This is a genomic window from Nitrospira sp., assembly GCA_016788885.1.
Taxonomy (GTDB): domain Bacteria; phylum Nitrospirota; class Nitrospiria; order Nitrospirales; family Nitrospiraceae; genus Nitrospira_A.
In genome coordinates, this window is the sequence record JAEURX010000072.1 from 1 (window position 1) to 26,671 (window position 26,671).

Sequence of the window (26,671 nt, forward strand, 5' to 3'; positions counted from 1 at the left end):
TAGTTTGGATCTCAGCGAGAAGACCGTCAAAAACCATGTGCGCAATATTTTTCACAAGCTGCAGGTCTACGATCGAACTCAGGCCGCCATTCTCGCGATTCGGAAAGGGCTCATTGAACTGGAGCCAAGACCGTAACTTGGAGTGGCAATCGCCCTTGTACTTGCCGACTCGCCGCGATCATCTTTCCATTGACTGCAGTCGGTAACTCATTGAAAACCAAACACTTCCGTGCTTGGCTGGTTTTGGCAAAAGATACAATTGTGTTTTTTTCGCAACAGCTATTATTTTGGATATTCATCATATATTCATTATAAATCAACGCATTAAGTGCATTTATCAAATTGGCACAATCATTGCTTGATATATTGCTGGATTTCACGAAGTACGAAGGAGGCACCGTGCGGTTTCAGCAAACGATCGGCTCACCAGTTTCATGTTCGGGCGTCGGGCTCCACTCAGGCCAGCCGGTCACGCTCACTCTTCGCCCGGCCCCTCCAAACACCGGCATCGTCTTTATCTATCGGCATGGATCAGAAGAAACGCTCATCCCTGCTTCGATTTCAAATAAAGTCCCAACAGAACTCTGCACCGCCATCAGCGTCAAGGGCCATCAGGTCAAGACGATTGAACACCTCCTTGCCGCCCTGGTGGGCATGGAAGTCGACAACGTGTATGCCGAAGTCAACGCGGGGGAAGTTCCCGTGCTTGATGGGAGCTCAAGCCCGTTCGTCCGCCTGATCCGTGCTGCCGGCATCATTCCGCAAACCCGCCGACAGTCCTATGTCAAGATTATGCAACCCATCGAGGTTGTGGACGGATCAAAGCGGGTGAGGATCGAACCTTCGTCAACATCGAAAATTACCTATTCCATCCATTACGATCACCCTCTGATCCAGACCCAGTCCTACAGCCACACCTGCTCCGCTCCGGCGTTTGAACAGGACATCGCCATGGCACGGACATTCGGCTTTCTGCACGAAGTCGAAGCGCTGTGGTCGAGAGGACTCGGAAAAGGCGGGACGCTGGACAACACCATCGTGCTGTCTCAAGAGGGTGTAGTGAATGAATCCGGCTTGCGCTTCTCCAATGAATTTGTGCGGCATAAGGTGCTGGACTTGATTGGCGACATCGCGCTGCTCGGATTTCCGTTCATCGGCCACATTGTGGCTGAACGGTCAGGCCATGCCATGCACACACGGCTCGTTGAGCAAATCCTCCTTCAACGTGACAAGTGGGCACTGATCACCGGCGAACATGCGGTAGCCACTCCGGAATCACGTTCTTCTCTCGGACTGCTTCGCCCGGCGCCGTCTCTCGCAATCTAACCCGCTCCACCACACACGCCCACAGTAATGCTTGCGACTCACCAGCAACAAGCGGTGGTCGCGGCCTGTGCATTCAGGGCATAAAAAAACGCCGGAGGTAAGTGGCCTTACCCCCGGCGTGTAAATCCTGGTAGGACTTACTTCTTCTTCGCTGCCTTCTTCGCTGGTTTCTTCGCTGCCTTCTTCGTTGCCAAGACTCTCACCTCCCTTCACACATTAAAGTTGATAGGAACTTCCTCGGCCCACTTACACTACCGCCGTCAATTCCTGCTGAGTCGTGACCGCGAACGTATTGGGTCCGACTTTTTGGAAACGCTTATCCCGCTTCAGTGACGTGGCTACGGAGGTCAACGGCGTCTTGCCCTTGATCTGCAACCCGCCCTCCAAGAGGCGCTGCAACAATTCCTTCGCATGCATCGGCCGACTGGCTTCCCGAAGAATCTGATACGCAGCCTCCGGAACGCTTTTTCCGACATACTTGCTTTTGCCAAGCAGGATCTCACGCGATTGATCGGTGACATCCGTCACAGGAAGCGGGCGAATACCTTTTTCGTCGGTAATAATCTGACTGGAGAGGCTGGCCAACTTGGCCTTATCAGCTTCGACACGATACAGCGTTTCGGCGAGCTCCAAGTACTTCTTGATCATGGCGATTTCATCGTCGAGCCGACGTCGCTTTTTCTCAAGTTCCTGATAGCGGTTCCGGTAGGCGCTGATTCGCTGTTCCAAGCCAACCAGAATGTCGGTCAATTCTTCCACAAGCAAGACCTCAATAAAGCATACTTGCTTTATAGCAATTGATTTAAAATCTGTCAAGTAACTGCAAATAACTATTTGTTCGCGCATCTCGCCTATGCAAGCAGAGTGCACTCAATGCCTAGCCAAGCCTTGTCATGCAAGAACAAGCGTCTCAAATATCATTATTTATCAATGATTTTAGATGCTCTACCGAAAAATGACCAGTGCGCTGGCGCACGAACCGCAAAATCGTGTTAGGATGCGGCTTCTATGCACGCTACACATGCTCCATCTTCGAACGATTGCTCCACATATCTTGCAACGGCCATTCAAGCAGCCGAGGCCGCAGGAACGGTCTTACGCGACTACGCCAAATCCGGATTTCGCATCGACTATAAGGCCGCCATTAACCTCGTGACCGATGCGGATCGACAGGCCGAAGAGCAGATTGTTCGCACAATTCTTTCGGCCTACCCCTCCCACCGCATTCTGGCTGAAGAGCGTGGGCAAGACGGATCGACCGACTCACCCTATCAGTGGATCATCGACCCCCTGGACGGCACCACCAACTTCGCCCACGGCTTTCCGTTTTATTCGGTATCGATTGGGCTGGAGTACAACGGCGAATCCATTCTCGGGGTGGTGTTGGATCCCGTACGCGGCGAGCTGTTTACCAGTATCGCAGGGCAGGGGGCCTACTTGAACGGAGCACGCCTCCATGTTTCATCCATCGATTCACTGGAGCGCGCACTACTGGTCACCGGCTTTGCGTACAACATTCGCGAAACGCCCAACAATAACCTCGATCACTTTTCACGCCTTTCACTACGGGCACAGGCCATTCGTCGCACCGGTTCGGCCGCGCTGGATCTCTGCTATGTCGCGTCGGGGCGGTTCGACGGCTACTGGGAAGTGAAGCTCAGTCCGTGGGATATGGCAGCAGGAATCGTGCTTGTCCGGGAAGCGGGAGGTATCGTGTCCGGATTCAGCAGAGCCCACTTCTCGCTCTACGGGCAGGAACTGGCCGCGACGAACGGCCGCATCCACGATCAGCTTCTCGACGCCATTCACCAACGCGGAAGCAATCACTAATCCACATGGCCGCGCCGCACAGGCGCACCCTTGCTCGGACATCCCATGTACAGCACGACGGTCGATGCGGTATCATGCGCCTCATTCGCCAGATCAAAGGAGTGCATGCAGCATGGCCAGCCAAGTCCCTCCGCAAAAACCGGGCGCGTCGTCAGCAACCAGTCAGGATGTGTGGGATGTCGAACTGTTGCATGTGCACGTGTCACGTAAAGGCACGCTCGTGAACGCCGAGTGGGCGCTCCACCCGCAGATCAAGGCCGACCTCAGCGCCGATGAGTGGAAGGAACTCGGCGAGCTGATGAACAAAGTCACCACCATCGTCGGACATCGTTTCTCCCAAGCCCTCAATGAAGCCGAACCGGCGCCGCCCGGAAACGCATAACCACTTCTCGCCCGCACGACCCGCTCGCAAGCCTGACGCTTGAATAACACGAGCACGATCAGACCACTCAACCAGCGAGGTGATTCATGGACTGCTATTACCATTCGAAGGATCTCGGCAAGTTCGGAGACATGGGCAAGAGCAATCCGGCCTTGTGGGAAAAGTTCATGAATTATTATAGCGCCGTCTTTGCCGACGGAGCGCTGACCGAACGGGAGAAGGCCCTGATTGCGCTCGGTGTAGCCCATGCCGTGCAGTGCCCTTACTGCATCGATGCCTACACGCAAGCCTGCCTGGAAAAGGGATCGAACACAGAGGAAATGACGGAAGCCGTCCACGTAGCCTGCGCCATCCGCGGTGGCGCCTCGCTGGTGCACGGAGTCCAGATGCGGAACGTCGCCGAGAAGTTATCGATGTAGGGGAGGGGATACCATTTTCATGCTCCCACTCAACTCTTGATCGAGTGGGGCGATGAGTCGTAACAACACACCGAGCAGTCTGCGTGCACGCAGGTGGTGCATCGCTAACCCCGCTGACTCGCTTTCCCATCGAAACCGCCTCGTACCGGGTCGCCGAGGGATCCGTCGGGCTTCTGCTCTTTGTATTCGATTTCAATCCTGGCGTAGCTTAACGAGACCTGTTCATTTGGGGAATCTGTCCCTCTCGATCCATTTTGTTGATACGACACAATTTGGATATCGACCAATTTGATCGTCAAGTACGCCTGCCGTTCCCGCTCCGCTCCTCTTCTTGCGAAAAGAGTGGCTCCCTTGAAATGCTGACCCGACGCACAGGCTTGAGCGAACCTTGGCGAAGCCTTGCTGATCCTCGTTGTAAATTGAAAGTCCTGAGCGTCGAATTTGGCTTCTTTTCCACCCATGCCCGCGTGCGCCTGAGACACGCCGACATTCGTCCCGCCGAACGACCAGGAGTTCAACTCGATCTCACCTTTGTGCTGCACATCCTGGCTCTCACCCTCAATCCCATCGATTTTGAGGAAATAGTCTTCCGCCATCGCACCCTCCTGTGAATGTCAGTTCGCGCGAAATGAATTCATATTGTTTCACGCTGGTGAACCCTAGATCCTTTCCGGCCCGCACCAAGATGCGTAAGACTTACACATTGCCGTTGGCCTACCGCAAATGCTCGCGCCTGTCTCGCGCGTAGGCGGCCAAGACCAGGGACTCCACCACGTTCAACTTTCGAGACTCAATCCGATCTCCAAGGACGAAGCGATGCGACCGCGGAAACTTACCCATGTGGTTGATCAGCCAAAGCAACACATCATAGGCCTTAGTCACGGCGGCCGGGAGGCCACCCGCTCCTTTCTCGGTCATGCGACCCCTCGACCATTATGCGCTGACTCGCAGCAGCAAATACCGCATCAAGACTGGAGAAAAGGAAACAGCGCACAAGCGTAAAGGTTATTGCGGAAGGTCCTGGGCACAACGGAACCCTATATCGTTGTCCCGCCTAGACGATACGCGCATTTCCCGGTAGGCGGATCGGACAGTCACCGGTCCACCGAACCAGGAACCACCGCGGATCACGCGCCAGTCACCGCTCGACGGCCCCTTCGGATTGCGTGCCGGACTTGCACGGTAAAAGTCCTCACCGAACCAGTCGGCCACCCATTCCGAGACGTTCCCGGCCAGATTGTACACACCATACGGGCTCTTGTCCTGTTCAAACGAGTCCACATCTGTTACCGCACCATAGTCCTTAAAATCGCAGCAATGCTCGAAGTTGGCTCGGTAGTCTGTTGGCACAGCTTCTCCCCAGGGATACGGACGTTGATCCGTCCCCCTCGCTGATTTTTCCCACTCGGCTTCCGTAGGAAGGCGCTTCCCAGCCCAGACACAATAGGCGTTTGCATCGGACCAGTCCACGCCCACCACTGGCTTCTTTCCATGTTGTGGCAGCACGTTATCCGACCAAAACTTTGGTCGACTTCGCTTGGTCGCACGAAAGAACTTCTCGTACTGCGCGGTCGTAACTTCATATTGATCGATATAGTAGGCATCAAGATACACCGGATGGGCTGGTCGCTCATATCGCTCATACGAGAACTTGATAGAGGAGCCCTCCGGCCCACTACCCATCATGAACTCACCGGCCGGTACCAGCACCATCAGCGCACCATCTTTACCGGTGATCGACTTGGGCCCATCGGAAATACTCGCAGTTCCAGCAGCTATGCCAGTCACCGAGGCAATGCTCGCTCCATCCCCCACAGCACCAACCCCGGCTGTCCTACCCCCCGTTGGCTTGCAACCGGGAAGACAGAATCGTCCGATGATTCCATTGTAGGAGGTCGGCAGTTGCTGTCGTCCAGCACTCTTGGCAAGTGTATATACCTGGTCTTTCAGTTCGTCGCTCAGTTCTTGAATGCTGAGGTCCGTGCGGCCGATGAGAGGTAACAGGGTTCTCGTAAAAACAGAATAGGGAGCGTTGTCAGTGGGGGAGAGCCGATCGAGGGCCGTCTGATTGCTTTTTGCCGCATACATGACGAAAACCCCTTCCGATTCGGGCAGCCCGGCCAGTCCTCTCCCACCTAACGCACTCTTCGTGTAACCGGGCGGGATGAGGGGATTATCCCGGCAGGCATCGAGAATCACGACCGAACTTTTGGGATGGGGCCGATCCCCAGTCGAGAGGTCGGCCAACAGTTCGTTGAGGCTGATCGCTTCTCGTTTTAGGTGCTCATTCCGACCATATTCGATGAATGGAATATCACGCGGCAACAGGTAGTTCTGCCCGTCTATCTGCACTCCATGTCCGGAGAAGAACAGCAAAAACGTGTCCTCTGCCTTCAGGCTATCCAACACTGTTTGCCATGTCTCATTAAAAACCTGCCGAGACACGTTGGGAACCTTCGTAACCTTAAACCCGATCTCACCCAGCTTGGCCGATACCCCGTCCGCATCATTGACCGCATTCGAGAGCTGTTTGTCCGGAGAAAGTTTGTCATACGTCCCGATCCCCACCACCAACGCGACTCGTTTGCCCTCGGCGGCCTCCACCGCAGACACCGACATAAGAGAAAAGAGCAGCAAGAGTGCCACGAGAGCCTCTTTCGCCCGCCGCGTGTCAGCTCTCAGCGAGAATTGGATCCCCATGTTCTTCATGCTTGGGCTCACGGATCAAACACCCCGGGACGTTGTTTCCAGTCTTCCCACCTCGTGCGAGGATCCTGAGGGTATCGAGTGAGAATACGTTGTTCTCCTTCAGCCCTCTTTTCAGCGTTGCCGTTCCACGCCGCCTTTCCACCGACACGAACGGCTCCATAGATGGCTTCAACTGTGATCGCCCCCACGTCAAAATCTTCCATAACCATCTTGAGGATGTTGTCAGCCTCTTCGCGCGAACGGGTCTGCGTCCAATAGAGGTAGTCATGCACGACTGCCGCGTATGCATATTCACCATCTGGGCGCAGGGCCGACCAGAAGACCCTGGGGATGCTTGCGAAATCGGTCACGAACCCCTGCGGCACGGTCACGGCGCTGTAGCGCTCCTGCCCGGCATTGGGCGTCCATGAGATCGGAGCGGTGAGGAAATAGACGGGCTCTCGAAATCTGGAGATCTTCAGCATTCCTCCCGGCGCCTTCGACACACTCATCCATGCTGTCATCCAGTCTTCTATGGCAGTACCCTTCGCCGGAGAAGACATCTCTTCGGCTAGGCTTATGCCGGCATGCGTCCCCCGCCTGACCGAGACTAGCCCCAAGGGAAGGGTGGCTGCGAAGCCCATTGCCAATTTGAAGAGATGCCGTCGGGTTACCATACCTCGTCCTTGTGGATTCCCCTTGCCGATGAGTTTTGTGACAGTGGCTCCTTCATTGGTCGTCAAAGATGGATCGTCGCGCACAACTTGACAGCCGAAGAGGGCACCTCTTCTCCATCGGCCGCGAAGTGTAGCCGAGCCGTTAAATAGTGTCCAGCGAGTAAGCGTGGAGAGCATCGAAAATACACGTAATTGTGAGGATGTTGATGGAAGGTGCTAGAGATCTCGATCAGCAGGCTCCCTCGCACATCGATAGCTTCCACTCCAAACTAGCTGGGCGCTATCAGAGACGAGTGCGTGGAGGGTTAAAAAGGGAAGGTCGGCTAAAGGCAGGGCAGGTCGTGGTTCCCCACTTCGCTAGTAGTAGGGGTGCTCGGGAATCGCCAATGTGAAATACTTCCCGCGCTCTTCATAGAGAATGCGACGACTTGTCAGAATGCTCAGCGCCTCGGTCAGGTCGTCTTCCGAGAAGGGACGCTCACGCTTCGCGTCGGCCAGTGCCGCGCGAATCTGATCGCGGTTCTTTGCCGCCTCATTGCAGACCTCGATAATGCCTGCCGCAGGCCAGTCGTACCGTTGCCTCGTCGGCATCTGAGGGTCGCGCCCGTCATAGATCGTCACGTACTCCATCGCCTTGGAGTAATATAAGAACGGGCGATCGTTGCTGCGCGCCCGCCGCTGCCATTCTTCCACCAAGCCGACCAACTCCTGATAGACATGCGGATCCACCGGCCAATCATCGAGTTCATACTCGAAATCGTAGGCGATCTTGTGCAGATCGACGCGTGCCGCATCGTACACATACTCGTAGGCCATCCCTGGACCGGTGATGCGCACGCCGTATTCATGCGGCTTCGTAAAGTAGGGGCTGAACCGTTGCAACCAGAATTTCCCGGTCGCCTCCGGGGCTTGTAAATGGAACAGGGACGGCAGGAGATCGATCTGCCGGCGATAATCTTCGTTGGTTTCGCCGGGAAAGCCAAGCAGAATATTCCAGGAGACCGCCACCCGGTAATAACAACTCCACTTGAGACAAACGATGTTCTGCATGGGCGTCACGCCCTTGTCCATCGCTTTAAGCTGCGAGAGACTCAGGCTTTCCAAACCAGGCTGCATACACTTCACGCCGCCGACGGCCAACGTCCGGATCTGGCTCTTTTGCAGATTGCTCTTCGTCTCGATAAATACGTCGAGATCACAGTGCTCGGCAGCGAACCGGCCGAACAGATTGTCGACATATTTCATGTCGATGATGTTATCCACCAAACGGAAGCGAGTCGTATCGTAGCGGCTTGAGAGGTATGCCATCTCCCGCGCAACCTGGTCCGGTGATTTCGCCCTGAACTTCATACTCTGCGCATTCAGCCCGCAGAAGGTGCAATGGTGCTTCTCACCCCACCAGCAGCCGCGGGATCCTTCGTATAACAGAATGCGGTCCAGTCCACGGGAGGCTTCGGTGCCGAGCTCGGCCAAGAGGTGATAGTAATCGTCATAGTCAGGCGGGCCGGTTTCCGAAAACCCAGTGAAGAGAGCCGTATTCGGCTCGAGTCGGACTTCGCCCTGTTCTCGGTGGATGACGCCTTTCGGGCAGGGCCCGCTTGCCCCACGCAATACGTAGTCGACCAACGCCGGGAACGTGACCTCTCCTTCGCCGACGACGACATAGTCGATGAACGGGAACGCACGGAAATATTCCAACCCCATTTCGCCGTCGAAATTGGCGCCACCGAATACAATCTTCACGTCGGGGTACAAATCCTTGATCAGCTTGGCCATCGTCAAGCTAGCCACATTTTGATCAAACGTGGACGTGAATCCGACGACCTTGTACTGGCCCCAATCAATCCCGGCCATGGCGGCGGTCAAAAATTGCGGAGCGGTGCGCATGGCCATGTCCTCAAAAAACGAGACCGGCTGCCCGCTTTCTCGAGCAATCTGCTCAAACACCGGCTTGAACAGGCGCGGGTACTCAGCACGCTGGGGATTGTCACGGAAGAGCAGGTAGGAGAAGAGCCATTCGCCGAATAACGCCCGCTTCTCACAAATCGATTCGTAGAGGGGAATGCCGATTTTATGCGCGAACCGCACATTGAGATGATGACAATCGACGGCGATGCCCTGTGACTTCAACAACGCCGAGAGGGTGCCCAACTGAATAGACGGGTACCTCGAAAAACTGAATGGCATGTTGACCAGCGCGACCTGAGCCCTGTCACTCATGAGCTACCTCGATGATCGGAGCGACACACATGAACATCATCACCCCGCAACGGCCCGAAAGGGTTCGAACTCACGATCGGCCTTTGCTGCCAGATAAAAATCACTCTCCGTGAGGCCGTTGATCTTGTGCGTCCAAATTTCCACCTTGCACTTGCCCCAAGCCACGTACAGATCCGGATGATGGCCTTCCGCCTCGGCCACCGCTCCGACCTTGTTGGCAAACGCGAGCGACTGCGCAAAATCCTTGAACGTATAGAGTCGTTCAAGATGTCCTTCCTTGCTCAAGGCCCACCCTCGTCCGAGCTCCGTCAACAGCGCCTGCATACGTTCGGCGGGGAGGGGAGGGACTCCGCCCCGGCAGGGGATACACTTATTGTCGGCTAAACTCATGGCAGCTCCTTCGCAGACGAACCTCGCCGTCGGTTCTTGCAAGAAACGCTATTCTACGAGCCGCTCGTTGTATCCCGCAACCGCCTTACCGTCCGGATGGTTCTGCAATCCGGTACTGGCTCATCGCCGCATGTCCACGCTCGAAAAACAGACCGCGATTGATATCCCCCACGCTGACCATCCCGACCAGCGCTTGCTTCTCGACCACCGGCATGCGACGAAAATTCTTCACGCCCATGTAGGAGGCCGCCTCCAACACCGGAGTGCGCGGAGATACCGTGAGCGGATTCACACTCATCACTTCTTCAACACGCTGAGAGAGCACATCCGCATACCCCTCCTCCATCTCGACAAAGTCTCGACTGTGCACGTTGTCGTGAATATATTCGCCGTAGTTGGGGTAGAGAGGGATGAGCACATCACGCAACGTCACCATGCCGATCAACACCTCGCCGTCCTCCACCACGGGGATGGCCCCACAATGGCGGCTGAGCATCTTGGTCACAACAGCACGGACAGAGTCATTTCTCCTGGCCGTCACGACACCGGTAGACATGACATCTTGCACAAGCATGGCAGCCTCCTTTCCGAATCGTGTGACTTCTGAGCACGTCAGGGGACACATCGCGCTCGACCTGCGAACGTCAGACCGCCCGTATGGACATCGGCTGGCCCCAGCCCTTCGACTTTCTTTGCAGAGATACGCGAAATATGGTAGGGAAGTGCGGTTCGAAAAGAAAGCCCCTCCCCGAGCCCAATGGGGCCACAGCGGGGAGATCGCTTTAGACCTTCTCACGCGAGGTCGCTATCCCTTCCGTCCTTCGCATCGGTCATCGCGGAGCCTCCGGCCACGCTCCCGAAAACACGCTCGCGTCTATTTGGAAAGCTCGGTCACTCCATGTCGATTTTATCGAGGTCGATCTGCGCGAAACCAGCGACGGCCATCTCGTGCTGCTGCACGATGACACCATCGATCGCACCACCAATAAATCAGGAACACTCGCCGAAATGTCGCTCGAGCAAGTGCAACGGCTCGATGCAGGAAACTGGCAGCGTATTCCCACGCTGGAAGAGGCCCTGGACATCGCCGGACACGCGATGGGCGTCATTCTTGAGCTGAAAGTGGAGGGGATTGGGAACGAGGCCTGCGCGATCGTGAAACGCACTGGGTTCTCGGGCCCGCTGATCTATGCGTCGTTTTTGATCGCGGAACTCCATCGCGTCCGTCAGGCGGATCCCGAGGCACGCATCATGGTCCTCCACCATCGCCGCCTTCCGCCGGACCCCATCGCAGATGTGCTCGCGCTGAATGCGGCCTACGTCGGCTTTCACTACTCCAGTGTCACGCCCGCCTTGCTGCAAACCTCCCACGACCTGGGGCGGCAGGTGTTCACCTATACCGTCAACGAGCGACACGACATTCAACGGATGCGGGACTTGGGCGTGGACGGCATCATCTCAGACTATCCCGATCGCATCTGAACCCGGCACAGCGTAGGTGGCTTGTGGCAGGGAAGACGACCCGCCTCGTCACTGCCCAGGCAATACGCCATGTGCCATACGCCCTCAAGACGCACGGAGCTTCACCACGACCTGCTGCGAGGCCACGCTGTTCGGCACGACGATTTGCCGGTCGTCCGGCGTCTTGACCAGGATATACCCCATCGTCATCTCATCGATCACGCCGGTTTCAAGACCGGTCGGGGCGGATAGCTGCACGCGATCACCCACTTCGAACGGCTGGTAGAACAAGAGCGCGAAGCCTGAGACCAAATTGCTCAGGGTCGTCTGCGCCGCCAGTCCGAACAGAACCGACGCGACGCCGGCGCTTGCCAGCAATGCCGTACCCACAGAATGGAGTTGCGGAATGGCGTTGAAATAGAGGATCACCGCCAGGGCATAGACCACGACTTGCCCCAGCCTGGTCAGGAGCGTGCACGCGGCCTGATCGTTGAGCAGATAGGCGACCCGCCGCACGCCCACTCGCACCAGACGCGCCAGAAACCAAGCCACCAGGATGAACAGAAACGCATAAAAGGCCGCACCGACGAGGGTGGCCGGATCAATGAAATCCCCTCGGACAAACAAATCCAAAACAGGCATGAGCAACCTCCATCATGCAACAGGCGTTCAGAATGAGTGGATGAAGTGACTGTATGTCAGCGGGAAGGCGAGGAACAAGTGCGAGTACGCTGGCCCCAAAATGCCACGGGCGACCCTACACTGCGGTGGGAGGTCGCCCGTGGATGGCGCTTGGGACGCCGAAAATCAATTAGGTTGTCGGAATCAGAAGACCCGCTTGAGAAGACGGACTGTCGGGATGTTCGTCGGGGGAGACATTCTCCCAGGAATCAGTTGTGCCTCGTGAGAACTCGACCCTTCTACTCATATGATGGCTGAATCCTGTCATCAGACAGTGCCATGAGGCACCAGCCAGCGAAGGATCGGTCGTCACGACCGACAATCAACCCGCCTGCAACTCTGCGGGCCGCTCTAGTCCGGTGGCGTAAGTTCTTCCATCTGTGAACCTCCCCGGTTGAGGAGTGGCGAGGTTTCCCGAACAGGCGCGCACTGCTCATCGCCTCGTCACGGTATACACAGTTCTTTCAACTCACAATTCCCTCTTACGCTCGTTAGAAAATTCTGTCAACAGAAAAAATCCCCCCTAGGCATTTTTTTCGATCCGTAACACACCGCGCGCACCTTCATACAACACGGGCCCCCGTAAAACGGGAGCCCGCGTGTGGCGCTTAGGACGCCGACGACTCTAAGAAAGACTGTGGCGGCCCGTGCAAGACCGGCCGAATCGATGAGCAGGAAGTGACTCTCGTCGGAACAAGACGGTCGGTCGCCCGAGGGCGGTGACGATCCAGGAATGTCAATCGGTTCCCCGGCAAAGCGTGACGCCGTCATAGGCTCTGGCGCGTGGTTGATGCCGGGTGGCATAGCCGGTAGAGAACCGGTCGAACAGGCCGACGAGACACCTGCCTTCAGCTCGGCAGGCCGTACGGGCCAGGTGGAATCGTATCGTTCATCATCCACCCTCCTCTCTGGAGCGGGAATCCGTGGGAGATCTAGATGACAGCCGCGCGGTCTGCCCGGTCCCCCACCTCGACACTGAAGTCGGGCCGCAAGTCCTATCTACGCCCCTCACCAAATTCTGTCAACAGGGGGCTGCACCGCTTTTTCACTCAGGCCTGACAACCGCCATCTCCTGCTTCTCGTAATCAGGAGGAGGGACAAACAACCGATCCGCCAAGGGCCGCTGTTCGATGGTCACCGCCTCCCAGCGCGCCTCTTCCCGGCCGTAACCGTCCCGATCCACGCCCTTGATCGGGAAGCCGCCGTCCTTGAACATCTCACGCATCCATCCCGGCCATAAGGAGGCGCCGCCGGCTTGCGCACTCGTCATGCCGAGCAACGCGGCACTGCCGATCTCTTTCGCCATGCAGAATTCGCCGCTGCTGCCGTCGGTCCTATCCTTCGTGTGATAGACCTCGCAGACATATCCGGCCGCCGTCTCACGCTTTCCGGTTCTGGTAATCACGATGTCGTCGAACGTCTGCGGCTGGGCGTGTGACGTGTTCGCCGTGGAGAGCTCCAGGTAGAGTTTTTCGTCATGGCGAAGGCTGTACAGCTTCTGCTGCTTGGCGTCGAAAATCATGGCGCTTCTCCCGGCATCGGGACCGGTTTCCTCAAAACGCAGCGCCTGGCCTTTGAGCAGCCATTGCTGCTGCACCGTCTCGCCCCCGCTCGTTTCATTCAGGACGATGATGCCTTCGAACTCGCCGGCCGCCGCGACGCCGGCCAGCAGCATGCTGCCCATGAGACTCAACAAAACGGCACGCCGCGACATTATTGCCCGCCCTGCTGTTGTTGCTGCTTCTTCATGGCCTCTCCCAGCTGTTTCATCATTTCCTTAAGATCCTGTTGCGGCTCGTCCTCTCCAGGAGCCTCCCTCGCTTTTCTACGCTCAGCCCGCCGCTTCTTCATGTCCTCGATCATCGTGGACATATCGGCGCCGCCCTGCCCCTTCGGGTCGCGCATGGCCTTCATCCCCTCTTGGATGGCCGACAAATCCCGCTTGGTCCAATCGGACGGGAACGCGAACAACCCCTGATCCAAACTTTTCTTCTCAATACTAGTCACTTCCATGCGGGTCGTTTCCTTCCCGGTCTCATCGTACTGGATGCTCCGCAGACCGAACCCGCCCTCTTCAATCAATTGCTTGACCCAACTGGGCTGCGAAGATCGTCGCACCTCCTTGGGATCAACCCAGAAGGTGGCGGCTTTTCCGAATCCTTTCGCCACACAGATTTCACTTTTCAGGCGACGATCGTCTTTATCCGAAATCCGCCACACCTCGCAGGTGTACCCCGCAAGTTTCTCCGTCTTGCCGGTGCGCTCGACGGTCTGACGATCAAATGCTTCCCGCAGGTGTTCCCCACGTTCCCCTTCCAAACTCATTTCCATGTACGTATTCTGGCCCGGCATCGCCATCTGCATCGTCCTGGTCTTCCCGTCGAAGATCAACACCTGCTTCTGGCCTTCTTTTCGAGACATCTCCATCCGCGCCTTCTCGCCCTTGAGGTACCAATCCATGGAGGTCGCTGATCCGGTCCCTGCATGGTTCGCGTTCATGTGCAACACCCCTTCAAAGTCTCCCGCGTAGCTCGCCAGGGGAGTGAGGGCAAGCACGAAACCAACGACGACGAGAGGCCACCTCTTTCGCATACTCACACTCCTGGCTAAGGTAGAGACACGAGTCAGAGCAGTGTAGCCGAGCCCCAACGACGACGCCAGTCCGTCGATGGAATTGAATCGGGGCCGTGGGACAGGGTCCCTACACAATCTTCAACCGCTCGAATTTGACCCCTTTGGGGGCCGGAGGGGTGGTGAGCTTCATGGCAGTAAGCGCGTGTACCACCAGCTCTGCCACCACTAGATTGCGATACCATTTGCGATTGGCCGGCACGATGTACCAGGGAGCCCGCTCGGTGCTGGTCGCCGCCATGACGTCCTCAAACGCCGTCATATAATCGTCCCACATTTTCCGTTCTTCCACATCACCCTCGCTGAATTTCCAGCGCTTCTCCGGATCACGGATGCGTTCCGTGAGACGCTCCTTTTGCTCATCTTTGGAAATGTGCAGGAACAGTTTGATGATCGCCGTGCCGTTCTCGACCAACAACTCTTCGAATTCGTTGATCTGATTGAATCGCTGTGTGACCACTTTCTTCGAGACCAAGCCATGCACGCGCGTGATCAATACGTCTTCATACTGCGACCGGTTGAAAATTCCGATGTACCCTTTGGGCGGCACTTCCTGGTGAATGCGCCACAGAAAATCCTGTTCGAGTTCTTTCTCGCTTGGCGCCTTAAAGGACGCCACGCGGCATCCCTGCGGATTCACGCCGGACATGACATGCTTGATCGTGCCGTCCTTCCCGCTCGTGTCCATGCCTTGGAGAATGATCAGCAACGCTCGCGTCTTGTTGGCGTAGAGTCGTTCCTGCAACTGATCGAGCTGCGCGATGAATTTGGCCGCCGCCGCTTTGGCCTTGGCCTTCCCCGCGTCATTCTTTTTATAGGCCCCGGTGTCATCGGGATCGACCCGCTGGAGCGCGGGGCGGCAACCGGGCTTGATGCGATACTTGTCCATATCGTTCCTCCTGCAATGATTCCCGGCAAACGAACAGCATTCTCGACCATGCGAGTCGGTCGGCGATCAAAGGAGTCGCATTCCTGAACGGCAAAAAAATTTCTTTCTCCGCCGGCATTGATTGAAGCGGGCACAGCCTTATGTGATAAACAGGTCTTTCACCCTATCTAGGAGGCGTCAGTTATGCTCAAGGAAGTGACCGGAGACATCCTGTTATCCACCGCCGGTGCAATCGCGCATGGGATTGCACCACACGATAATTTCAAGCAGGGCTTGGCGTTGTCCTTACGTGAGCAGTGGCCGGGGATGTATAAGGATTTCCGTCATTACTGCCAGACGTACAATCCGAAAACAGGCGGCGCCTGGTCATGGAAGGGTCCGAACTCGCCCGTCATCATCAACCTTTTTACGCAAGAGCCGCCCGCCGGTGACCAGGATCGTCCCGGCAAAGCCACCTTGCCCAACGTCAATCATGCACTGCAGGCGCTGAAAAAGGAACTGCAGGAACATCAGGTGAAGAGCCTGGCGCTGCCTCGACTGGCCACGGGAGTAGGCGGGCTGGAATGGGAGAAGGTCTATCCGCTCCTCCAGCAGGTGTTGAAGGACCTGAATATTCCCGTCTACGTCTATGGGATGTACAAGAAAGGCGTAGCCGCGCAAGAAGCCTAGCAGGTCGTTGAAAAACAATTTCGACAGCTCCGCAGCCGTGTTGAGATCGCAGATGCCATCAGAGGCGCTTGCAGGGTGGTCAAAAAGGCCGCAGCGAGGTCCACGTCGCGAAGCAGAATGAGCGCCACGTTTGCGGAGCCGATGAGACGGTGCGCCGACCCTCTCCCAGAGGCGAAGCGTACTCTGACCGTACGTTGAGCCTCTGAACGACGCGAGAACGCAGCTGGCGGACTTGTTCACCACCCTGCTAGGCCGACACCGCCCTGGCGCGCGCCTCGGTGAGATACTGCAGTAATTGACCGATCTGCGACTGCCGCGTGAGATACCATTGCGCGGCAGTCGTCGCCTTTTTCCCCACACGCACCGAGACAATGCGCTCATCCGGCAACGAAAAGACATCTTCGTCGGTATCATCGTCCCCCACATACAACGCCGCAGAACTCTGGAGTTGATGCATCAACTCCAACATGGCTGTCCCCTTATGCAGATTGCCGGAAGGAATGGCATTCACGACGGCCTTTCCCATCACAAGCCGCGGGACCGGGCTGAGCGTGGAAACCGTATGAAAGATGGCTTCCCGCGCAGCCGGCGGCGAACAGGCCTGTCGATAGTGGAAGGTCAGAGAATACATTTTATCCTCGACCACCACGCCGGCTCGCGTCAGTTCGCGTTCGGCTTTGGCGACCATCTTGAGCCAGGCGCGGCAACAGTCCATGGCCTGTTGCATGACCCGCTCCGATGCATGCAAACCCTCCAACCCATGATTGCCGATCAGGTGAGTGGGGATGCCGTCCACTCGGGGACGCAGGTCTTCGAGTGATCGCCCGGAAATGACCGCGGTCGGCGCAACCACCGCCAGGGCATGCAGGGCCTGTCGCGTCGGTTCCGAGAGGCCGGCACCATGCCGGTCCTGAACGATACGCGCCAGCGTCCCGTCGAAATCGAAGGCAAACAGGGCTCCGGCCTGACCGGCCAGACGGTCGAGCAGACGCTTGCCTGGAGCACTGAGCAGGTCGCGCATCGGTGTGATTACCGCCCCCGTCCGGATGCTTGGCCGACCTGCTTCATCACGCGAATGCGACGACGCATCCGCGCTGCATCCATAAGCATACGACCGGCCCACCGATACACATTGAACTCCTGAATCAACCCGCGCATGCTCCGCATACGGGCGCGCTGCTCCTTCGGCGTCATCGACAGCGCCATGTGCAGGGCCGCCGCGCATTGATCGATATCGTAGGGATTGACGACCAGCGCTTCCGGCAGCTCCTGGGCCGCGCCGGTAAACTGGCTGAGAATGAGCACGCCTTGCTCGTCGTCGCGAGCGGCGATGAATTCCTTGGCCACCAGGTTCATGCCGTCGTGCAGGCTCGTGACGAAACAGAGGTCGGAGGCCCGGTAATACTCATAGACATCCGGCGGCTCGTGATGTTTCACCTTCAACACGATCGGCTCGTACCCTTCGCGGCCAAACCGTTTGTTGATGCGTTCCGCCAGGGCGTAGACCTGGTCGTGAAAATGTTGGTACTGATCGATGATCGTCCGGCTCGGCGCCGCAATCTGAATGAAAGAAAACTTGCCGACCCATTCCGGCTGCAATTCAAACAATCGTTCGACCGCGAGAAACCGTTCGATGATCCCTTTGGTGTAGTCCAACCGATCGACACCGATCCCCACGAGTCGGTCAGGGCCCATCGCATGTCGCTCGCGGATGTGTACCCGACAGTCCGGCACGGGCCGTTGGTTTTCCAGCCAGCGCGACGGCCACTCGATGGAAATCGGGTAGGGGTTCACCGCCGTCAGGCGACCGCCATACGAGACGGTCGATGAATCGCGGTCGATGCGCGCTTCCAGGATACGATCGATACAGGACAGAAAATGGTTGCCGTGCTCGCGCGTGTGAAACCCGACGATGCTGCTGCCAAGGAGTCCTTCTAAAATTTCCTGCCGCCATGGGCAAATGCCGTAGCTTTCGGAGTTGGGCCAGGGAATGTGCCAGAACATGATGATGGTCGCGTTGGGCAGTTTTTCCCGCACCATCTTGGGCAGCAGCGCAAAGTGATAATCCTGTACCAGGATGACGGGATCATCGGTCTTGGCCTCTTCGACCACCGCCTTCGCGAATCGCTCGTTGACCGCGACATACTGTTCCCAGTCGGAAGTCCGAAAGGTCGGGCGCACATGTGCATTGTGACACAGCGGCCACAGTCCTTCATTGGAGAAGCCATAGTAGAAGCCGGACTCCTCATCCGGCGACAGCCAAATCCGGCGAATGTCGTACGAGGGATGGTCCGGCGGCACTCGCACATGGTCTCGATTGTCCACCACCTCCTTGTCGGCGGATCCATTGCCATGCGCGATCCACACGCCCGAGCAGGCTCGCATCACCGGTTCCAGGGCGGACACCAGCCCGCTGGCCGGCACCTGCACCTCGACTTTTTGTCCCCGCCGATTGTGAATGTAGGGTTGCCGATTCGACACAATGAGGATTTCATCGCCCGACAGATGTTCATGCAGAATCGTCTTCAAACTGGCCGGGCTCCAGGTGATCTGGCTTTCGTCCCGCATGCGGCGATCGGCTTCGAGTTCCCTCACCAGCGCGTGGAGATCCTGCGCAACCGGGTGCAACTCCGCTGAATGGGCCTGGCTGGCTTCGGCCGGCAACCCGGTCTTCGTCAACATGTCTCTGACGCCGGCCACCCATCCCCGCCAACTGAGTTGCGCCACGATCACGGTAACAGCCGAAATCACCCCCGCAAGGCCGACGAACAAATAAAAGATGTACCACTTGGTGTCAGTACTGCGTTGGTGCACGAAACTCATATCGTGCACGAGCATCAACCGGCCCTGAACCTTGCCGCCAGACTGAATCGTCGCGACCACCACGTGCAACGGGCCCTGGGCGAAGTCCACCACTTCCGAGGAACCGGGGGCCAGATGCGCCAAACTTTCGCAGGACAATTGATCGGGGTAGGTCAGGGTCTGGTAGAGCAGACGCTGCTGCATATCGCAGAAGCCCAGCGCATACAACCGTTCATCCTGAATCACTTTATGAAAGTACGCAAAAATCTTCGTGCGAGAGCGGGACACCACAAGATCCGCCAGGGGCACCTCCATCGTGCTGGCCAGTAACTTGGACCGGCTTTCGAGGTCGCGCGTGAACCACTTCAGCGTGAGGGAATCCACCAATGGCACAACGCTGTAGGCCACGACGCCCAGGACCAGCAAGAGGGGAAGGATAAACCGGAGGGACAGTCGCATTTTTTCTCCCGCAGTTTACTTTGAGACCAAAATCTCTTATGGTCTGAGGCATGTACCCCTACGGACTCATCGGCAACTGCCACGTCTCCGCGCACGTACATGAAAGCGGATCCATAGACTGGCTTTGCCTGCCCAGACCGGACAGTGATCCGGTCTTTGGACGAATCCTCGATCCGGAAGGAGGGCATTTTTCCATATCAAGCCCTACCAGCTCCGCTCAAGTCAAGACAACACAGCGCTACCTGCCCAATACAAATATCCTGGTGACGGAGGTCTCCACGTCCAACGGGGACACCTTCAGAATCACCGATTTCTGTCCCAGATTCGAACAGTACGGACGCCTCTATCGGCCGGCGGCACTCTTTCGCATCGTCGAACCGCTGGCCGGCACGCCGTCGATCCGAGTCAGTTGCCGGCCGGTCACGGGGTGGGGAAAAGAGTATGCGCGCGGCATGCGTGGCAACAGCCACGTGCGGTACGACATCCGCGGAGAATACCTCAGGCTACTGACCAACATGCCCCTCACGTATCTCTACGAAGAGCGTCCCTTCGCCTTGACCGAGAAAACCTATTTCGCCCTGACCTGGGGCTTGGGGATCGAGGACGACCTCGCCAAGGTGAGCCACGAATTCCTGGATCAAACGACTCGCTACTGGCGCATGTGGGTGAAACATTGTTCGATTCCCGTGTTGCACCAGGAAGAAGTGATCCGTTCCGCGCTGGCGCTCAAACTGCACTGCTACGAAGATACCGGCGCTATTCTGGCCGCCTTGACCACCAGCCTTCCCGAAGAGCCGGGTGGTCCGCGGAACTGGGACTATCGCTATTGCTGGTTGCGCGACGCGTATTTTTCGCTCACCGCCTTCCACAATCTCGGACACTTCGAGGAGATGGAAGGGTTTCTCAAATTTCTTCTCAACATCGCCTATACGCATGAACATTCTCGGGAACGGCTCGCCCCGGTGTATACGCTCAGTCAGGATCTCCCGCTGCCGGAAACCGAACATGCCAATTGGGCCGGCTTCTCGGGTAGCGCGCCGGTTCGCAATCACAATCAAGCTGCCGAACACATTCAAAACGATGTGTACGGCGAGCTGGTGCTCGCGCTGACGCCGATCTTCAGCGACAACCGGTTCTATGACTTGCGGACGAAGGATCAGGAGCAGCTTGTCGCCAATCTGGCCCGACTCTGCGATCGCACCATCGCTCAACCGGACGCAGGGCTGTGGGAAATCCGGAACGGCTGGCAGGAACATTCGTTTTCGAACCTGATGTGCTGGGCCGGGCTCGACCGGGCGCACCGTATGCACAAGGCAGGATTTTTACCGTCGTTGACGCTTGATCTGGATGCTGCCCGGGCGCGCGCCGCGCAGGCGCTGCTGAATGCCACCAAAGACGGCTCGCTCCGCAACGGCCCCAAGGACGACACCTACGATGCCTCGCTGGCGCAAGCGGCGATCCTCGGGTTCCCCAACCGCGACGTATGCGAATCGACCATGCAGAGCATTGCACGCGCGTTGGCCGTACAGACCGGCGGCAAAGAAACCGGCTTTTATTTTCGGTACCTTCGGACTGATGACTTCGGACGGCCGCAATCCAGCTTCGTCATCTGCTCATTCTGGGTCGTGCAAGGTCTGGCGCGACTCGGGCGAATGGCTGAAGCCCAGCAGATCATGGCGCAAGTCCTCACCGGCGCGAACCATCTGGGGTTGTTCTCGGAACATTTCGTCCCGGAGACCCGCACGCAACTCGGCAATTTCCCCCAAGCCTACTCCCACGTCGGCCTGATCAATGCCGCATTCGCCGTCAGTCCGTCCTGGACGACGGTGCTCTGAGCCCCACGCCTGTGCAGCCTGACGGGCGCCCCGGCCCGGCACAATTATCCATAATCTCTGGTCTGAGAATTCCCTCGAACCCCGGAGCCATACAACACGCTCCGGGGCGAAAGAAGAAGGCAGCGCGGCGTCAGCCGCATCAACGCTGACTACTGGGCGGGGCCGACGACCCGGATCGTGCCCGGCTCAATCTTCATCCCGCCTGGATCGGCCGATCGCATGCGCGCGTTGTAGCTAATGACAATGGGTTTGCTAAAGCACAAACTCGCACTCTTGCTCGGGTCTAATTCCTTCAACTCGTTCACCCCTCCCATCATGCCCGAGAAGCCGCGATCGCACGACAACATCTCGGCATTCAGACCGGGGATATCGATCAACACAGGGAGCGTCCGATGGTTTACCCAACGAATTTCGTCACCGACGTGTACGGTCAGATCCGCCGGTGCCAGACTACCTTCAAATTTGACCTCATGAATGAGCGCCGTTCTCGAGGTCTGCGGCAAGCTTGTGCAGCCGGTCATCAACACCAATCCCGCTACCGCCACCAACATTCTTCGCATAGAGAACCTCCTCTATAAAAATTGTGCACAGCGTCTCGTGCTCAAGGCCGATGTGCCTCGCTCGTTCACTATACCAGCCCGGGCGGGGAGAGAGCCAATGCCATAGCGCGGATTCACCCTAGACGATCGAACTCACACTTATCTCACTCGTGTGACCCGATTGGTGTCGGTGTGGTGAAACAGATCGGATCGGCCCTTCATCTTCAACTGTGTGTCTTCGTGGTAACTGAAACTGTCCGGGCCATGCACGGTGATCGTGACTTCAAAACGGACGGTCTTGAACTCCCGATCCAGAAACTTGTTGGAGCAAATGCCGTACGTATCCGATCCGGCCTCCGCCGCAATCTGAAACGACGTGGCATCCGGCTCGACGGTCCCACCCGCCAGCACCGTGACTCCCCGCGGCACGATGAAACAGCGCAGCACTTGTTTGGCCGCCGCATCCCAGAGCCAGTAGCCACTCTCCTCATGAAACGCCGTCCCATCGCTCAGTCGAAAGACCACGAGCGAATAGCGCAAGCCATATAACTGTTGTTCATGATTGTTCACAGGCCCAATCGGCTCGAAGGTTAATCGTTCACGATAGGGATTGTGTTCCGTCCCTCGGTTGTCGTCAGGCGCCACATCCGCACCTTTGTCCCCTTCCCACACACCCGCCAACGCAGCCAACGGCCCAAGATACTGAAGCAAATCCTCTCCCATTTCGCCGATCCTCCCTGTTTTAACCGATTGCCGCTCGGGCTGTTGCCAGCGGCTCTGGCGGGTGCTCTTGTAGCAGAGCGGCGGTAGCCATTCAATTGGGAAGAGGTGGCATCGAGAGGTACGCCGGAGTCGCGAACCTATTACTCCAGCGGCGAGGGGAGTCGGATCCCGGTCCGAAAAGCGCCGGCCCATCAGGCCCTCGATGGGCTTGCCTGTGTCAGGACGCATTCTCCGCAAGAAACGGGCGCACACCGGCGGCCCGGCTTCCCGCCGCAATCGCCAGCGCGACAAGGATGAGCAACCCCGCGATAGCGAACGTGACCTGCATGCCGGCGGCCACAGCATCTGGAGCGGCCGTGGCGATATCACCCGTTCCTGAGGCAAAGGTGAACAGGGCACCCATGGCCGAGGCACCGGTGATGAGTCCGAGATTGCGCGAAAGGTTGAGCAGTCCAGAGATGACACCGCGCTGGTCGGGAGGAAGGTCCATCATTACCGCCGTGTTGTTGGCCGTCTGGAACAGCGCATAGCCGACTGTGACAACAGCGATAGGAAGGGTGTAGCCAACCATCCCCAATACGGCCGGCAGTGCGTAAAGCAAAAAACACCCCGCCGCGATACCGATGAGTCCCATGCGAGTCGTGCGGTCGGCGCCGACAGTGTCCACTAGGCGACCCGCCGGTACCCCGGCGAAGGCCGCGCAGAGAGGACCAATCGACAACACGAATCCCAACCAGCCCGCGCTCAGTCCAAGTGTTCGCGACAGATAGAACGGCCCGACTACGAGTGTCGCCATCATCACGGTCGAGACGAGCAGGCTCATAAAAAGGCTTGCACTCAACAACACATTGCGAAACAGTGCCAGTCGGATCAATGGCGAGCGGACCCTTCTCTCGGCGACGATGAAGAGGCTGAGGCCCAGGAGGGCCGCCACCAGTAAGCCCACGTTACGTGACCCGAAATGCCCTCGCCCCACCGTCATCGCGAGCGCATAGGCCGCGAGCGTTATGGCCAGCAGAAACGTCCCCACCAGGTCGAAGCGGAGCTGGTCGGCCTGCGGCCGATTTGCATCGACAGGGAGATAGCGATGGACGAGCATCACAATGGCGACACCCAGCGGCACATTGATGAGAAAGATTGCCTGCCAGCCAAGTACTGAGATCAACAGGCCGCCAATGGAAGGACCCAGTGCTGTGCCGGCCGCCGACATTGTACCGACCAATCCCATCGCACTGCCGGCTCGGGATTTGGGAACGGTCTCCCCGACAAAGGCCATGGTCAAGGCCATCATGATGGCCGCTCCAAAACCCTGTACTGCTCGGGCGGCGATGAGAAACCCTAGGCCGGGTGCACTCGCACACAGCGCGGACGCGATCGTGAATAATGAGACGCCGATCATCAACAAGCGTCGCCGCCCCATGAGGTCTCCGAGCCGTCCGACGCTCACCACCGTCGTTGTAATTGTCACGAGATAGGCCAGCACCACCCATTGCACGTGCTGAAACGAGGCTCCGAACTCCTGCGCCAATGTCGGCAAACTCACATTGGCAATGCTCGTCCCAATAGAAGACAGCAGCACGGACAGGGAAAGAGCGGCGATGATCCATCGAACCGGGGTGATCCGTTCCGTTTTCACCGCTGGCGCTCTCCTTTTCGCAGCATATACACCCGCTCCGTGGCCGGACAGCGTCCTTTGAGGCCGCCAGGGACATCGAGGCTGGTCTGTACGGAGATGTCATATCGCTTGCCGTAATGCTGCTTGATCTCTTCGGTCGTGACCGAGAACGGCGGGCCCTCCATCATCCGCTGGTCATACTCAAAAGAAATGAGCAGCTGTGGCGCCTGTCCGGTCAACGTCATGAGATGCTCGGCATAGCGAACACGCATATCTCGCGGCAGAGCCACTAGGGCCGCCCGATCATAGATGGCATCGACCGGGCCCAGCAGTTCAGGTGTGACCTTGAAGATGTCGCCCACGAAGATGTCCAGATGCGGGGCGCGATAGTGATCGAGTGAGCCGACTGTCGTGATCGTCGGGGTCACACCGAGCTCCGCGAACAACTGTTCGATGGCCACGGCGCTCAATTCGGCCCCGGCCACTCGATAGCCGCGAGACAGCAACCAGCCGATATCGAGCGTCTTGCCACAGAGCGGCAGAAAAACACGACTCCCTTTTGCCAGTGACAGCTTGTCGAAATACTGCACCAGCAATGGATTCGCGTCACTTTTATGAAAGCCGATTTCATTGCTGGCCCATCGATCATGCCAAAACTTTGCGTCCATGCTGTACATCCTCCCTGCTAACACACAACGACGATGTGGCCATCTTACGCCACCCCATGGACTAGCGGAATACGCAACGGATGCATGTTATTCGTGCATCTGACGCCAGATCACAATTGAACCGTGCTATCATCGCACCATGGCGAGACCCGATCTTAACCTGCTGGTGACTCTTGATGTGTTGCTATCGGAAGGGAGCGTGGCGCGCGCCGGACAGCGATTGCGACTGAGTCCGTCGGCGATGAGTCGGGCACTCGCTCGATTACGCGCGACTACCGGCGACCCTCTGCTGGTAAGAGCCGGCCGCGGTCTCGTCCCCACACCCCGGGCCCTCGAATTGCGTGAGCGGGTGAGTCATCTCGTGCAGGACGTCCAAGCGGTGTTACGCCCTGCGGAGCAGCTCAAGCTCGATCAGCTTGTACAGACGTTCACACTGCGGACCAGCGAAGGGTTCGTGGAGAACTTCGGCGCGCCGCTGATCGCCCGCATCGCCCTGGACGCTCCTGGTGTGCGGCTCCGCTTCGTGCAGAAACCGGACAAGGACAGCGCGCCCCTCCGTATCGGAGCCGTCGATCTGGAAACCGGCGTCGTTGAGGCCGCGACCGCGCAGGAGTTGCGTGTGCAATCCCTGTTCAATGATCGCTACATCGGCGTCGTGCGAGCCGGACACGCATTCACAAGGGGCAGGGTCACGCCCTCCCGCTATGCGACCGGCAGACACATCTGCGTGTCACGGCAGGGGCTGGAAAAGGGACCGGTCGATGAGGCGTTAGTCGCGTTGGGCTTGGAGCGTGATATGGTGGCGATTGTCGGGGGCTTCGCCATGGCCCTCGCGCTGGCTCGCGCGTCCGACCTCATCGCCACCGTTCCCGAACGGCACACCGGCCTGTTGCGGGCAGGCATGCATAGCTTTGCCCTGCCGGTCTCGACGCCGGAGTTCACCGTCTCGATGCTGTGGCACCCTCGATTGGATGCCGATCTCGCGCATCGGTGGTTACGCGGCTGCGTGCGTGAGGTCTGTACACAGCACCTCGCCCGCCTGGGTCGTTCAGGCAAGAAAAAAGGGCTCGGAGAGTTTCCGAGCCCTTGAGTTTGGTGGAGGCGAGGGGAGTTGAACCCCTGTCCGAAGATCGTCGGCACATCGCGTCTACATGTGTAGCCGATTCTTTAAGCTTCGCAGCGACCCACGCCTATCGGCCGGCTTAGAACCGCCGCTAGCCCAGTATTGTCTCGCCCCCCGCCGCTGAGCACCGGCGTGGGACCAGTCCGCTGCATCGCGCCATTCCACCCCCGCGGACCTCAGATGGAACGACGTCTCAGCCTAAATTAGGCTGCGAGTGCCAGTTCTTGGTTGGCAGTTGCGTTTTTCCCGGAATTTTACGAGTTCCCGAGATCTCGACATGCAACGATGGCGTCAATATCCCCGTCGAAACCGGTCGCCCCCCTTTCTTGAAGATCGTGATTCGGCAATCGTCATTCGTGAAGCGCCGGACACATCTCGTATTCTTTGGTTTACGAGATACCCTTCACGCTTGACGAGCGACGTATCTCCTAGATGCTCATCATACAGCACAGGTCAAGGGGATGCCAGGAGAGAAACGGTTGGGCGGGAAACCCGGACAGGGGATCTCACGGAACCGGCGTAAAGGTCCAGGTCCATCCCTGATCCTGTTGCGTGAAGACCTGTCCCTTGGACAACTGGCCTGCGAGGAACTCGGGAGGAAGTGTCACCAGCAACTGTTCCTCGCGCACCTGCCCCTGAACCGG

At 57.8% G+C, this 26,671-nt stretch carries 28 protein-coding genes and 1 other RNA gene; 9 read left to right on the top strand and 20 right to left on the bottom strand.

The annotated features are described in order from the left end of the window. Together JNL86_17505 and JNL86_17510 are read left to right on the top strand one after the other, a co-directional pair. Positions 1-136: response regulator transcription factor (locus JNL86_17505; protein ID MBL8044708.1), on the top strand; the 136-nt coding region annotated here is incomplete at its 5' end. 263 nt (positions 137-399) lie between these two features. Next, positions 400-1,326: a UDP-3-O-acyl-N-acetylglucosamine deacetylase gene (locus tag JNL86_17510; GenBank protein MBL8044709.1), complete on the top strand. Its 927-nt coding sequence runs from the start codon at positions 400-402 to the stop codon at positions 1,324-1,326. Between the two features lie 246 nt (positions 1,327-1,572). Here JNL86_17510 and JNL86_17515 read toward each other — a convergent pair whose 3' ends face one another. After that, positions 1,573-2,085 (bottom strand): winged helix-turn-helix domain-containing protein, encoded by a 513-nt coding sequence (locus JNL86_17515; protein ID MBL8044710.1) that lies wholly within the window; start codon positions 2,083-2,085, stop codon positions 1,573-1,575. 249 nt (positions 2,086-2,334) lie between these two features. Here JNL86_17515 and JNL86_17520 point away from each other — a divergent pair, with 249 nt between their 5' ends. From JNL86_17520 to JNL86_17530, 3 genes are all read left to right on the top strand, one after another. Next, positions 2,335-3,156, top strand: a complete 822-nt coding sequence (locus tag JNL86_17520; GenBank protein ID MBL8044711.1) for an inositol monophosphatase — start codon at positions 2,335-2,337, stop codon at positions 3,154-3,156. Positions 3,157-3,268: 112 nt separating this feature from the next. After that, complete coding sequence (locus tag JNL86_17525) at positions 3,269-3,538, top strand: hypothetical protein (GenBank protein MBL8044712.1); 270 nt, start codon at positions 3,269-3,271, stop codon at positions 3,536-3,538. Positions 3,539-3,624: 86 nt separating this feature from the next. Beyond that, a complete protein-coding gene (locus JNL86_17530) occupies positions 3,625-3,957 on the top strand; it encodes a carboxymuconolactone decarboxylase family protein (GenBank protein MBL8044713.1) in 333 nt (110 codons plus the stop codon). A 104-nt stretch (positions 3,958-4,061) separates the two neighbouring features. On the opposite strand, the gene JNL86_17535 is transcribed toward JNL86_17530, so the two are convergent. From JNL86_17535 to JNL86_17565, 7 genes are all read right to left on the bottom strand, one after another. Further along, complete coding sequence (locus tag JNL86_17535; GenBank protein ID MBL8044714.1) at positions 4,062-4,553, bottom strand: type VI secretion system tube protein Hcp; 492 nt, start codon at positions 4,551-4,553, stop codon at positions 4,062-4,064. A 118-nt stretch (positions 4,554-4,671) separates the two neighbouring features. Further along, entirely contained in the window at positions 4,672-4,875 is a 204-nt protein-coding gene (locus JNL86_17540) for a hypothetical protein (protein MBL8044715.1), read from the bottom strand. 87 nt (positions 4,876-4,962) lie between these two features. Beyond that, positions 4,963-6,666: an SUMF1/EgtB/PvdO family nonheme iron enzyme gene (locus JNL86_17545; protein MBL8044716.1), complete on the bottom strand. Its 1,704-nt coding sequence runs from the start codon at positions 6,664-6,666 to the stop codon at positions 4,963-4,965. A gap of 8 nt (positions 6,667-6,674) precedes the next feature. Next, on the bottom strand, positions 6,675-7,322 hold the full coding sequence (locus tag JNL86_17550; GenBank protein ID MBL8044717.1) for a DUF1353 domain-containing protein: 648 nt from the start codon (positions 7,320-7,322) through the stop codon (positions 6,675-6,677). 357 nt (positions 7,323-7,679) lie between these two features. After that, the gene (locus JNL86_17555) at positions 7,680-9,542 is read right to left on the bottom strand and encodes a RiPP maturation radical SAM C-methyltransferase (protein ID MBL8044718.1); all 1,863 of its coding nucleotides are present in this window, start codon (positions 9,540-9,542) and stop codon (positions 7,680-7,682) included. Positions 9,543-9,581: 39 nt separating this feature from the next. Continuing rightward, positions 9,582-9,932 carry a 4a-hydroxytetrahydrobiopterin dehydratase gene (locus JNL86_17560; protein ID MBL8044719.1) on the bottom strand — a complete coding sequence of 117 codons (351 nt, stop codon included), beginning with the start codon at positions 9,930-9,932 and terminating at the stop codon, positions 9,582-9,584. Between the two features lie 85 nt (positions 9,933-10,017). Next, positions 10,018-10,506 (bottom strand): CBS domain-containing protein, encoded by a 489-nt coding sequence (locus tag JNL86_17565; GenBank protein MBL8044720.1) that lies wholly within the window; start codon positions 10,504-10,506, stop codon positions 10,018-10,020. 233 nt (positions 10,507-10,739) lie between these two features. Between JNL86_17565 and JNL86_17570 the strand changes: the two genes are divergently transcribed. Then, positions 10,740-11,414: a hypothetical protein gene (locus JNL86_17570; GenBank protein MBL8044721.1), complete on the top strand. Its 675-nt coding sequence runs from the start codon at positions 10,740-10,742 to the stop codon at positions 11,412-11,414. Between the two features lie 84 nt (positions 11,415-11,498). Here JNL86_17570 and JNL86_17575 read toward each other — a convergent pair whose 3' ends face one another. The 4 genes from JNL86_17575 to JNL86_17590 all read right to left on the bottom strand — a co-directional run bounded on the left by JNL86_17575 (position 11,499) and on the right by JNL86_17590 (position 15,594). Further along, complete coding sequence (locus JNL86_17575; GenBank protein MBL8044722.1) at positions 11,499-12,035, bottom strand: mechanosensitive ion channel; 537 nt, start codon at positions 12,033-12,035, stop codon at positions 11,499-11,501. Positions 12,036-13,119: 1,084 nt separating this feature from the next. Beyond that, complete coding sequence (locus JNL86_17580; protein ID MBL8044723.1) at positions 13,120-13,788, bottom strand: DUF4412 domain-containing protein; 669 nt, start codon at positions 13,786-13,788, stop codon at positions 13,120-13,122. Beyond that, the gene (locus JNL86_17585) at positions 13,788-14,666 is read right to left on the bottom strand and encodes a DUF4412 domain-containing protein (protein ID MBL8044724.1); all 879 of its coding nucleotides are present in this window, start codon (positions 14,664-14,666) and stop codon (positions 13,788-13,790) included. The genes JNL86_17580 and JNL86_17585 overlap by 1 nt, the downstream gene beginning before the upstream one ends. A gap of 109 nt (positions 14,667-14,775) precedes the next feature. Further along, positions 14,776-15,594 (bottom strand): polyphosphate kinase 2 family protein, encoded by an 819-nt coding sequence (locus JNL86_17590; GenBank protein MBL8044725.1) that lies wholly within the window; start codon positions 15,592-15,594, stop codon positions 14,776-14,778. Between the two features lie 183 nt (positions 15,595-15,777). On the opposite strand from JNL86_17590, the gene JNL86_17595 reads away from it, so the two are divergent. Beyond that, positions 15,778-16,263: a macro domain-containing protein gene (locus JNL86_17595; GenBank protein MBL8044726.1), complete on the top strand. Its 486-nt coding sequence runs from the start codon at positions 15,778-15,780 to the stop codon at positions 16,261-16,263. A gap of 247 nt (positions 16,264-16,510) precedes the next feature. Here JNL86_17595 and otsB read toward each other — a convergent pair whose 3' ends face one another. Beyond that, positions 16,511-17,284, bottom strand: a complete 774-nt coding sequence (otsB, locus tag JNL86_17600; GenBank protein MBL8044727.1) for a trehalose-phosphatase — start codon at positions 17,282-17,284, stop codon at positions 16,511-16,513. Positions 17,285-17,292: 8 nt separating this feature from the next. Beyond that, positions 17,293-19,524, bottom strand: a complete 2,232-nt coding sequence (locus JNL86_17605) for a trehalose-6-phosphate synthase (protein ID MBL8044728.1) — start codon at positions 19,522-19,524, stop codon at positions 17,293-17,295. Positions 19,525-19,574: 50 nt separating this feature from the next. Between JNL86_17605 and JNL86_17610 the strand changes: the two genes are divergently transcribed. Then, positions 19,575-21,359 (top strand): glycoside hydrolase family 15 protein, encoded by a 1,785-nt coding sequence (locus JNL86_17610; protein ID MBL8044729.1) that lies wholly within the window; start codon positions 19,575-19,577, stop codon positions 21,357-21,359. A 149-nt stretch (positions 21,360-21,508) separates the two neighbouring features. Here JNL86_17610 and JNL86_17615 read toward each other — a convergent pair whose 3' ends face one another. From JNL86_17615 to tmpT, 4 genes are all read right to left on the bottom strand, one after another. Beyond that, positions 21,509-21,919: a hypothetical protein gene (locus JNL86_17615; GenBank protein ID MBL8044730.1), complete on the bottom strand. Its 411-nt coding sequence runs from the start codon at positions 21,917-21,919 to the stop codon at positions 21,509-21,511. A gap of 138 nt (positions 21,920-22,057) precedes the next feature. Further along, the gene (locus tag JNL86_17620; GenBank protein MBL8044731.1) at positions 22,058-22,621 is read right to left on the bottom strand and encodes an FABP family protein; all 564 of its coding nucleotides are present in this window, start codon (positions 22,619-22,621) and stop codon (positions 22,058-22,060) included. A gap of 217 nt (positions 22,622-22,838) precedes the next feature. Continuing rightward, positions 22,839-24,257: an MFS transporter gene (locus JNL86_17625; protein ID MBL8044732.1), complete on the bottom strand. Its 1,419-nt coding sequence runs from the start codon at positions 24,255-24,257 to the stop codon at positions 22,839-22,841. Continuing rightward, a complete protein-coding gene (gene tmpT / locus JNL86_17630) occupies positions 24,254-24,904 on the bottom strand; it encodes a thiopurine S-methyltransferase (protein MBL8044733.1) in 651 nt (216 codons plus the stop codon). The genes JNL86_17625 and tmpT overlap by 4 nt, the downstream gene beginning before the upstream one ends. Before the next feature lie 139 nt (positions 24,905-25,043). Between tmpT and JNL86_17635 the strand changes: the two genes are divergently transcribed. Then, positions 25,044-25,994 carry a LysR family transcriptional regulator gene (locus JNL86_17635; protein ID MBL8044734.1) on the top strand — a complete coding sequence of 317 codons (951 nt, stop codon included), beginning with the start codon at positions 25,044-25,046 and terminating at the stop codon, positions 25,992-25,994. Positions 25,995-25,997: 3 nt separating this feature from the next. On the opposite strand, the gene ssrA is transcribed toward JNL86_17635, so the two are convergent. Further along, positions 25,998-26,348, bottom strand: a transfer-messenger RNA (tmRNA) gene (gene ssrA / locus JNL86_17640). 185 nt (positions 26,349-26,533) lie between these two features. After that, the coding region (locus tag JNL86_17645) for a hypothetical protein (GenBank protein MBL8044735.1) at positions 26,534-26,671 on the bottom strand (138 nt) is incomplete at its 5' end.

What these genes read in the sequence shown, in the direction of transcription:
- JNL86_17545 (MBL8044716.1), bottom strand. Translation starts at nt 6,666, where the DNA reads ATGAAGAACATGGGGATCCAATTCTCGCTGAGAGCTGACACGCGGCGG.
- JNL86_17635 (MBL8044734.1), top strand. Translation starts at nt 25,044, where the DNA reads ATGGCGAGACCCGATCTTAACCTGCTGGTGACTCTTGATGTGTTGCTA.
- JNL86_17530 (MBL8044713.1), top strand. Translation starts at nt 3,625, where the DNA reads ATGGACTGCTATTACCATTCGAAGGATCTCGGCAAGTTCGGAGACATG.
- JNL86_17540 (MBL8044715.1), bottom strand. Translation starts at nt 4,875, where the DNA reads ATGACCGAGAAAGGAGCGGGTGGCCTCCCGGCCGCCGTGACTAAGGCC.
- otsB (MBL8044727.1), bottom strand. Translation starts at nt 17,284, where the DNA reads ATGCGCGACCTGCTCAGTGCTCCAGGCAAGCGTCTGCTCGACCGTCTG.
- JNL86_17525 (MBL8044712.1), top strand. Translation starts at nt 3,269, where the DNA reads ATGGCCAGCCAAGTCCCTCCGCAAAAACCGGGCGCGTCGTCAGCAACC.
- JNL86_17520 (MBL8044711.1), top strand. Translation starts at nt 2,335, where the DNA reads ATGCACGCTACACATGCTCCATCTTCGAACGATTGCTCCACATATCTT.
- JNL86_17580 (MBL8044723.1), bottom strand. Translation starts at nt 13,788, where the DNA reads ATGTCGCGGCGTGCCGTTTTGTTGAGTCTCATGGGCAGCATGCTGCTG.
- JNL86_17555 (MBL8044718.1), bottom strand. Translation starts at nt 9,542, where the DNA reads ATGAGTGACAGGGCTCAGGTCGCGCTGGTCAACATGCCATTCAGTTTT.
- JNL86_17550 (MBL8044717.1), bottom strand. Translation starts at nt 7,322, where the DNA reads ATGGTAACCCGACGGCATCTCTTCAAATTGGCAATGGGCTTCGCAGCC.
- JNL86_17605 (MBL8044728.1), bottom strand. Translation starts at nt 19,524, where the DNA reads ATGCGACTGTCCCTCCGGTTTATCCTTCCCCTCTTGCTGGTCCTGGGC.
- JNL86_17590 (MBL8044725.1), bottom strand. Translation starts at nt 15,594, where the DNA reads ATGGACAAGTATCGCATCAAGCCCGGTTGCCGCCCCGCGCTCCAGCGG.
- tmpT (MBL8044733.1), bottom strand. Translation starts at nt 24,904, where the DNA reads ATGGACGCAAAGTTTTGGCATGATCGATGGGCCAGCAATGAAATCGGC.
- JNL86_17615 (MBL8044730.1), bottom strand. Translation starts at nt 21,919, where the DNA reads ATGCGAAGAATGTTGGTGGCGGTAGCGGGATTGGTGTTGATGACCGGC.
- JNL86_17565 (MBL8044720.1), bottom strand. Translation starts at nt 10,506, where the DNA reads ATGCTTGTGCAAGATGTCATGTCTACCGGTGTCGTGACGGCCAGGAGA.
- JNL86_17575 (MBL8044722.1), bottom strand. Translation starts at nt 12,035, where the DNA reads ATGCCTGTTTTGGATTTGTTTGTCCGAGGGGATTTCATTGATCCGGCC.
- JNL86_17610 (MBL8044729.1), top strand. Translation starts at nt 19,575, where the DNA reads ATGTACCCCTACGGACTCATCGGCAACTGCCACGTCTCCGCGCACGTA.
- JNL86_17535 (MBL8044714.1), bottom strand. Translation starts at nt 4,553, where the DNA reads ATGGCGGAAGACTATTTCCTCAAAATCGATGGGATTGAGGGTGAGAGC.
- JNL86_17560 (MBL8044719.1), bottom strand. Translation starts at nt 9,932, where the DNA reads ATGAGTTTAGCCGACAATAAGTGTATCCCCTGCCGGGGCGGAGTCCCT.
- JNL86_17595 (MBL8044726.1), top strand. Translation starts at nt 15,778, where the DNA reads ATGCTCAAGGAAGTGACCGGAGACATCCTGTTATCCACCGCCGGTGCA.
- JNL86_17585 (MBL8044724.1), bottom strand. Translation starts at nt 14,666, where the DNA reads ATGCGAAAGAGGTGGCCTCTCGTCGTCGTTGGTTTCGTGCTTGCCCTC.
- JNL86_17620 (MBL8044731.1), bottom strand. Translation starts at nt 22,621, where the DNA reads ATGGGAGAGGATTTGCTTCAGTATCTTGGGCCGTTGGCTGCGTTGGCG.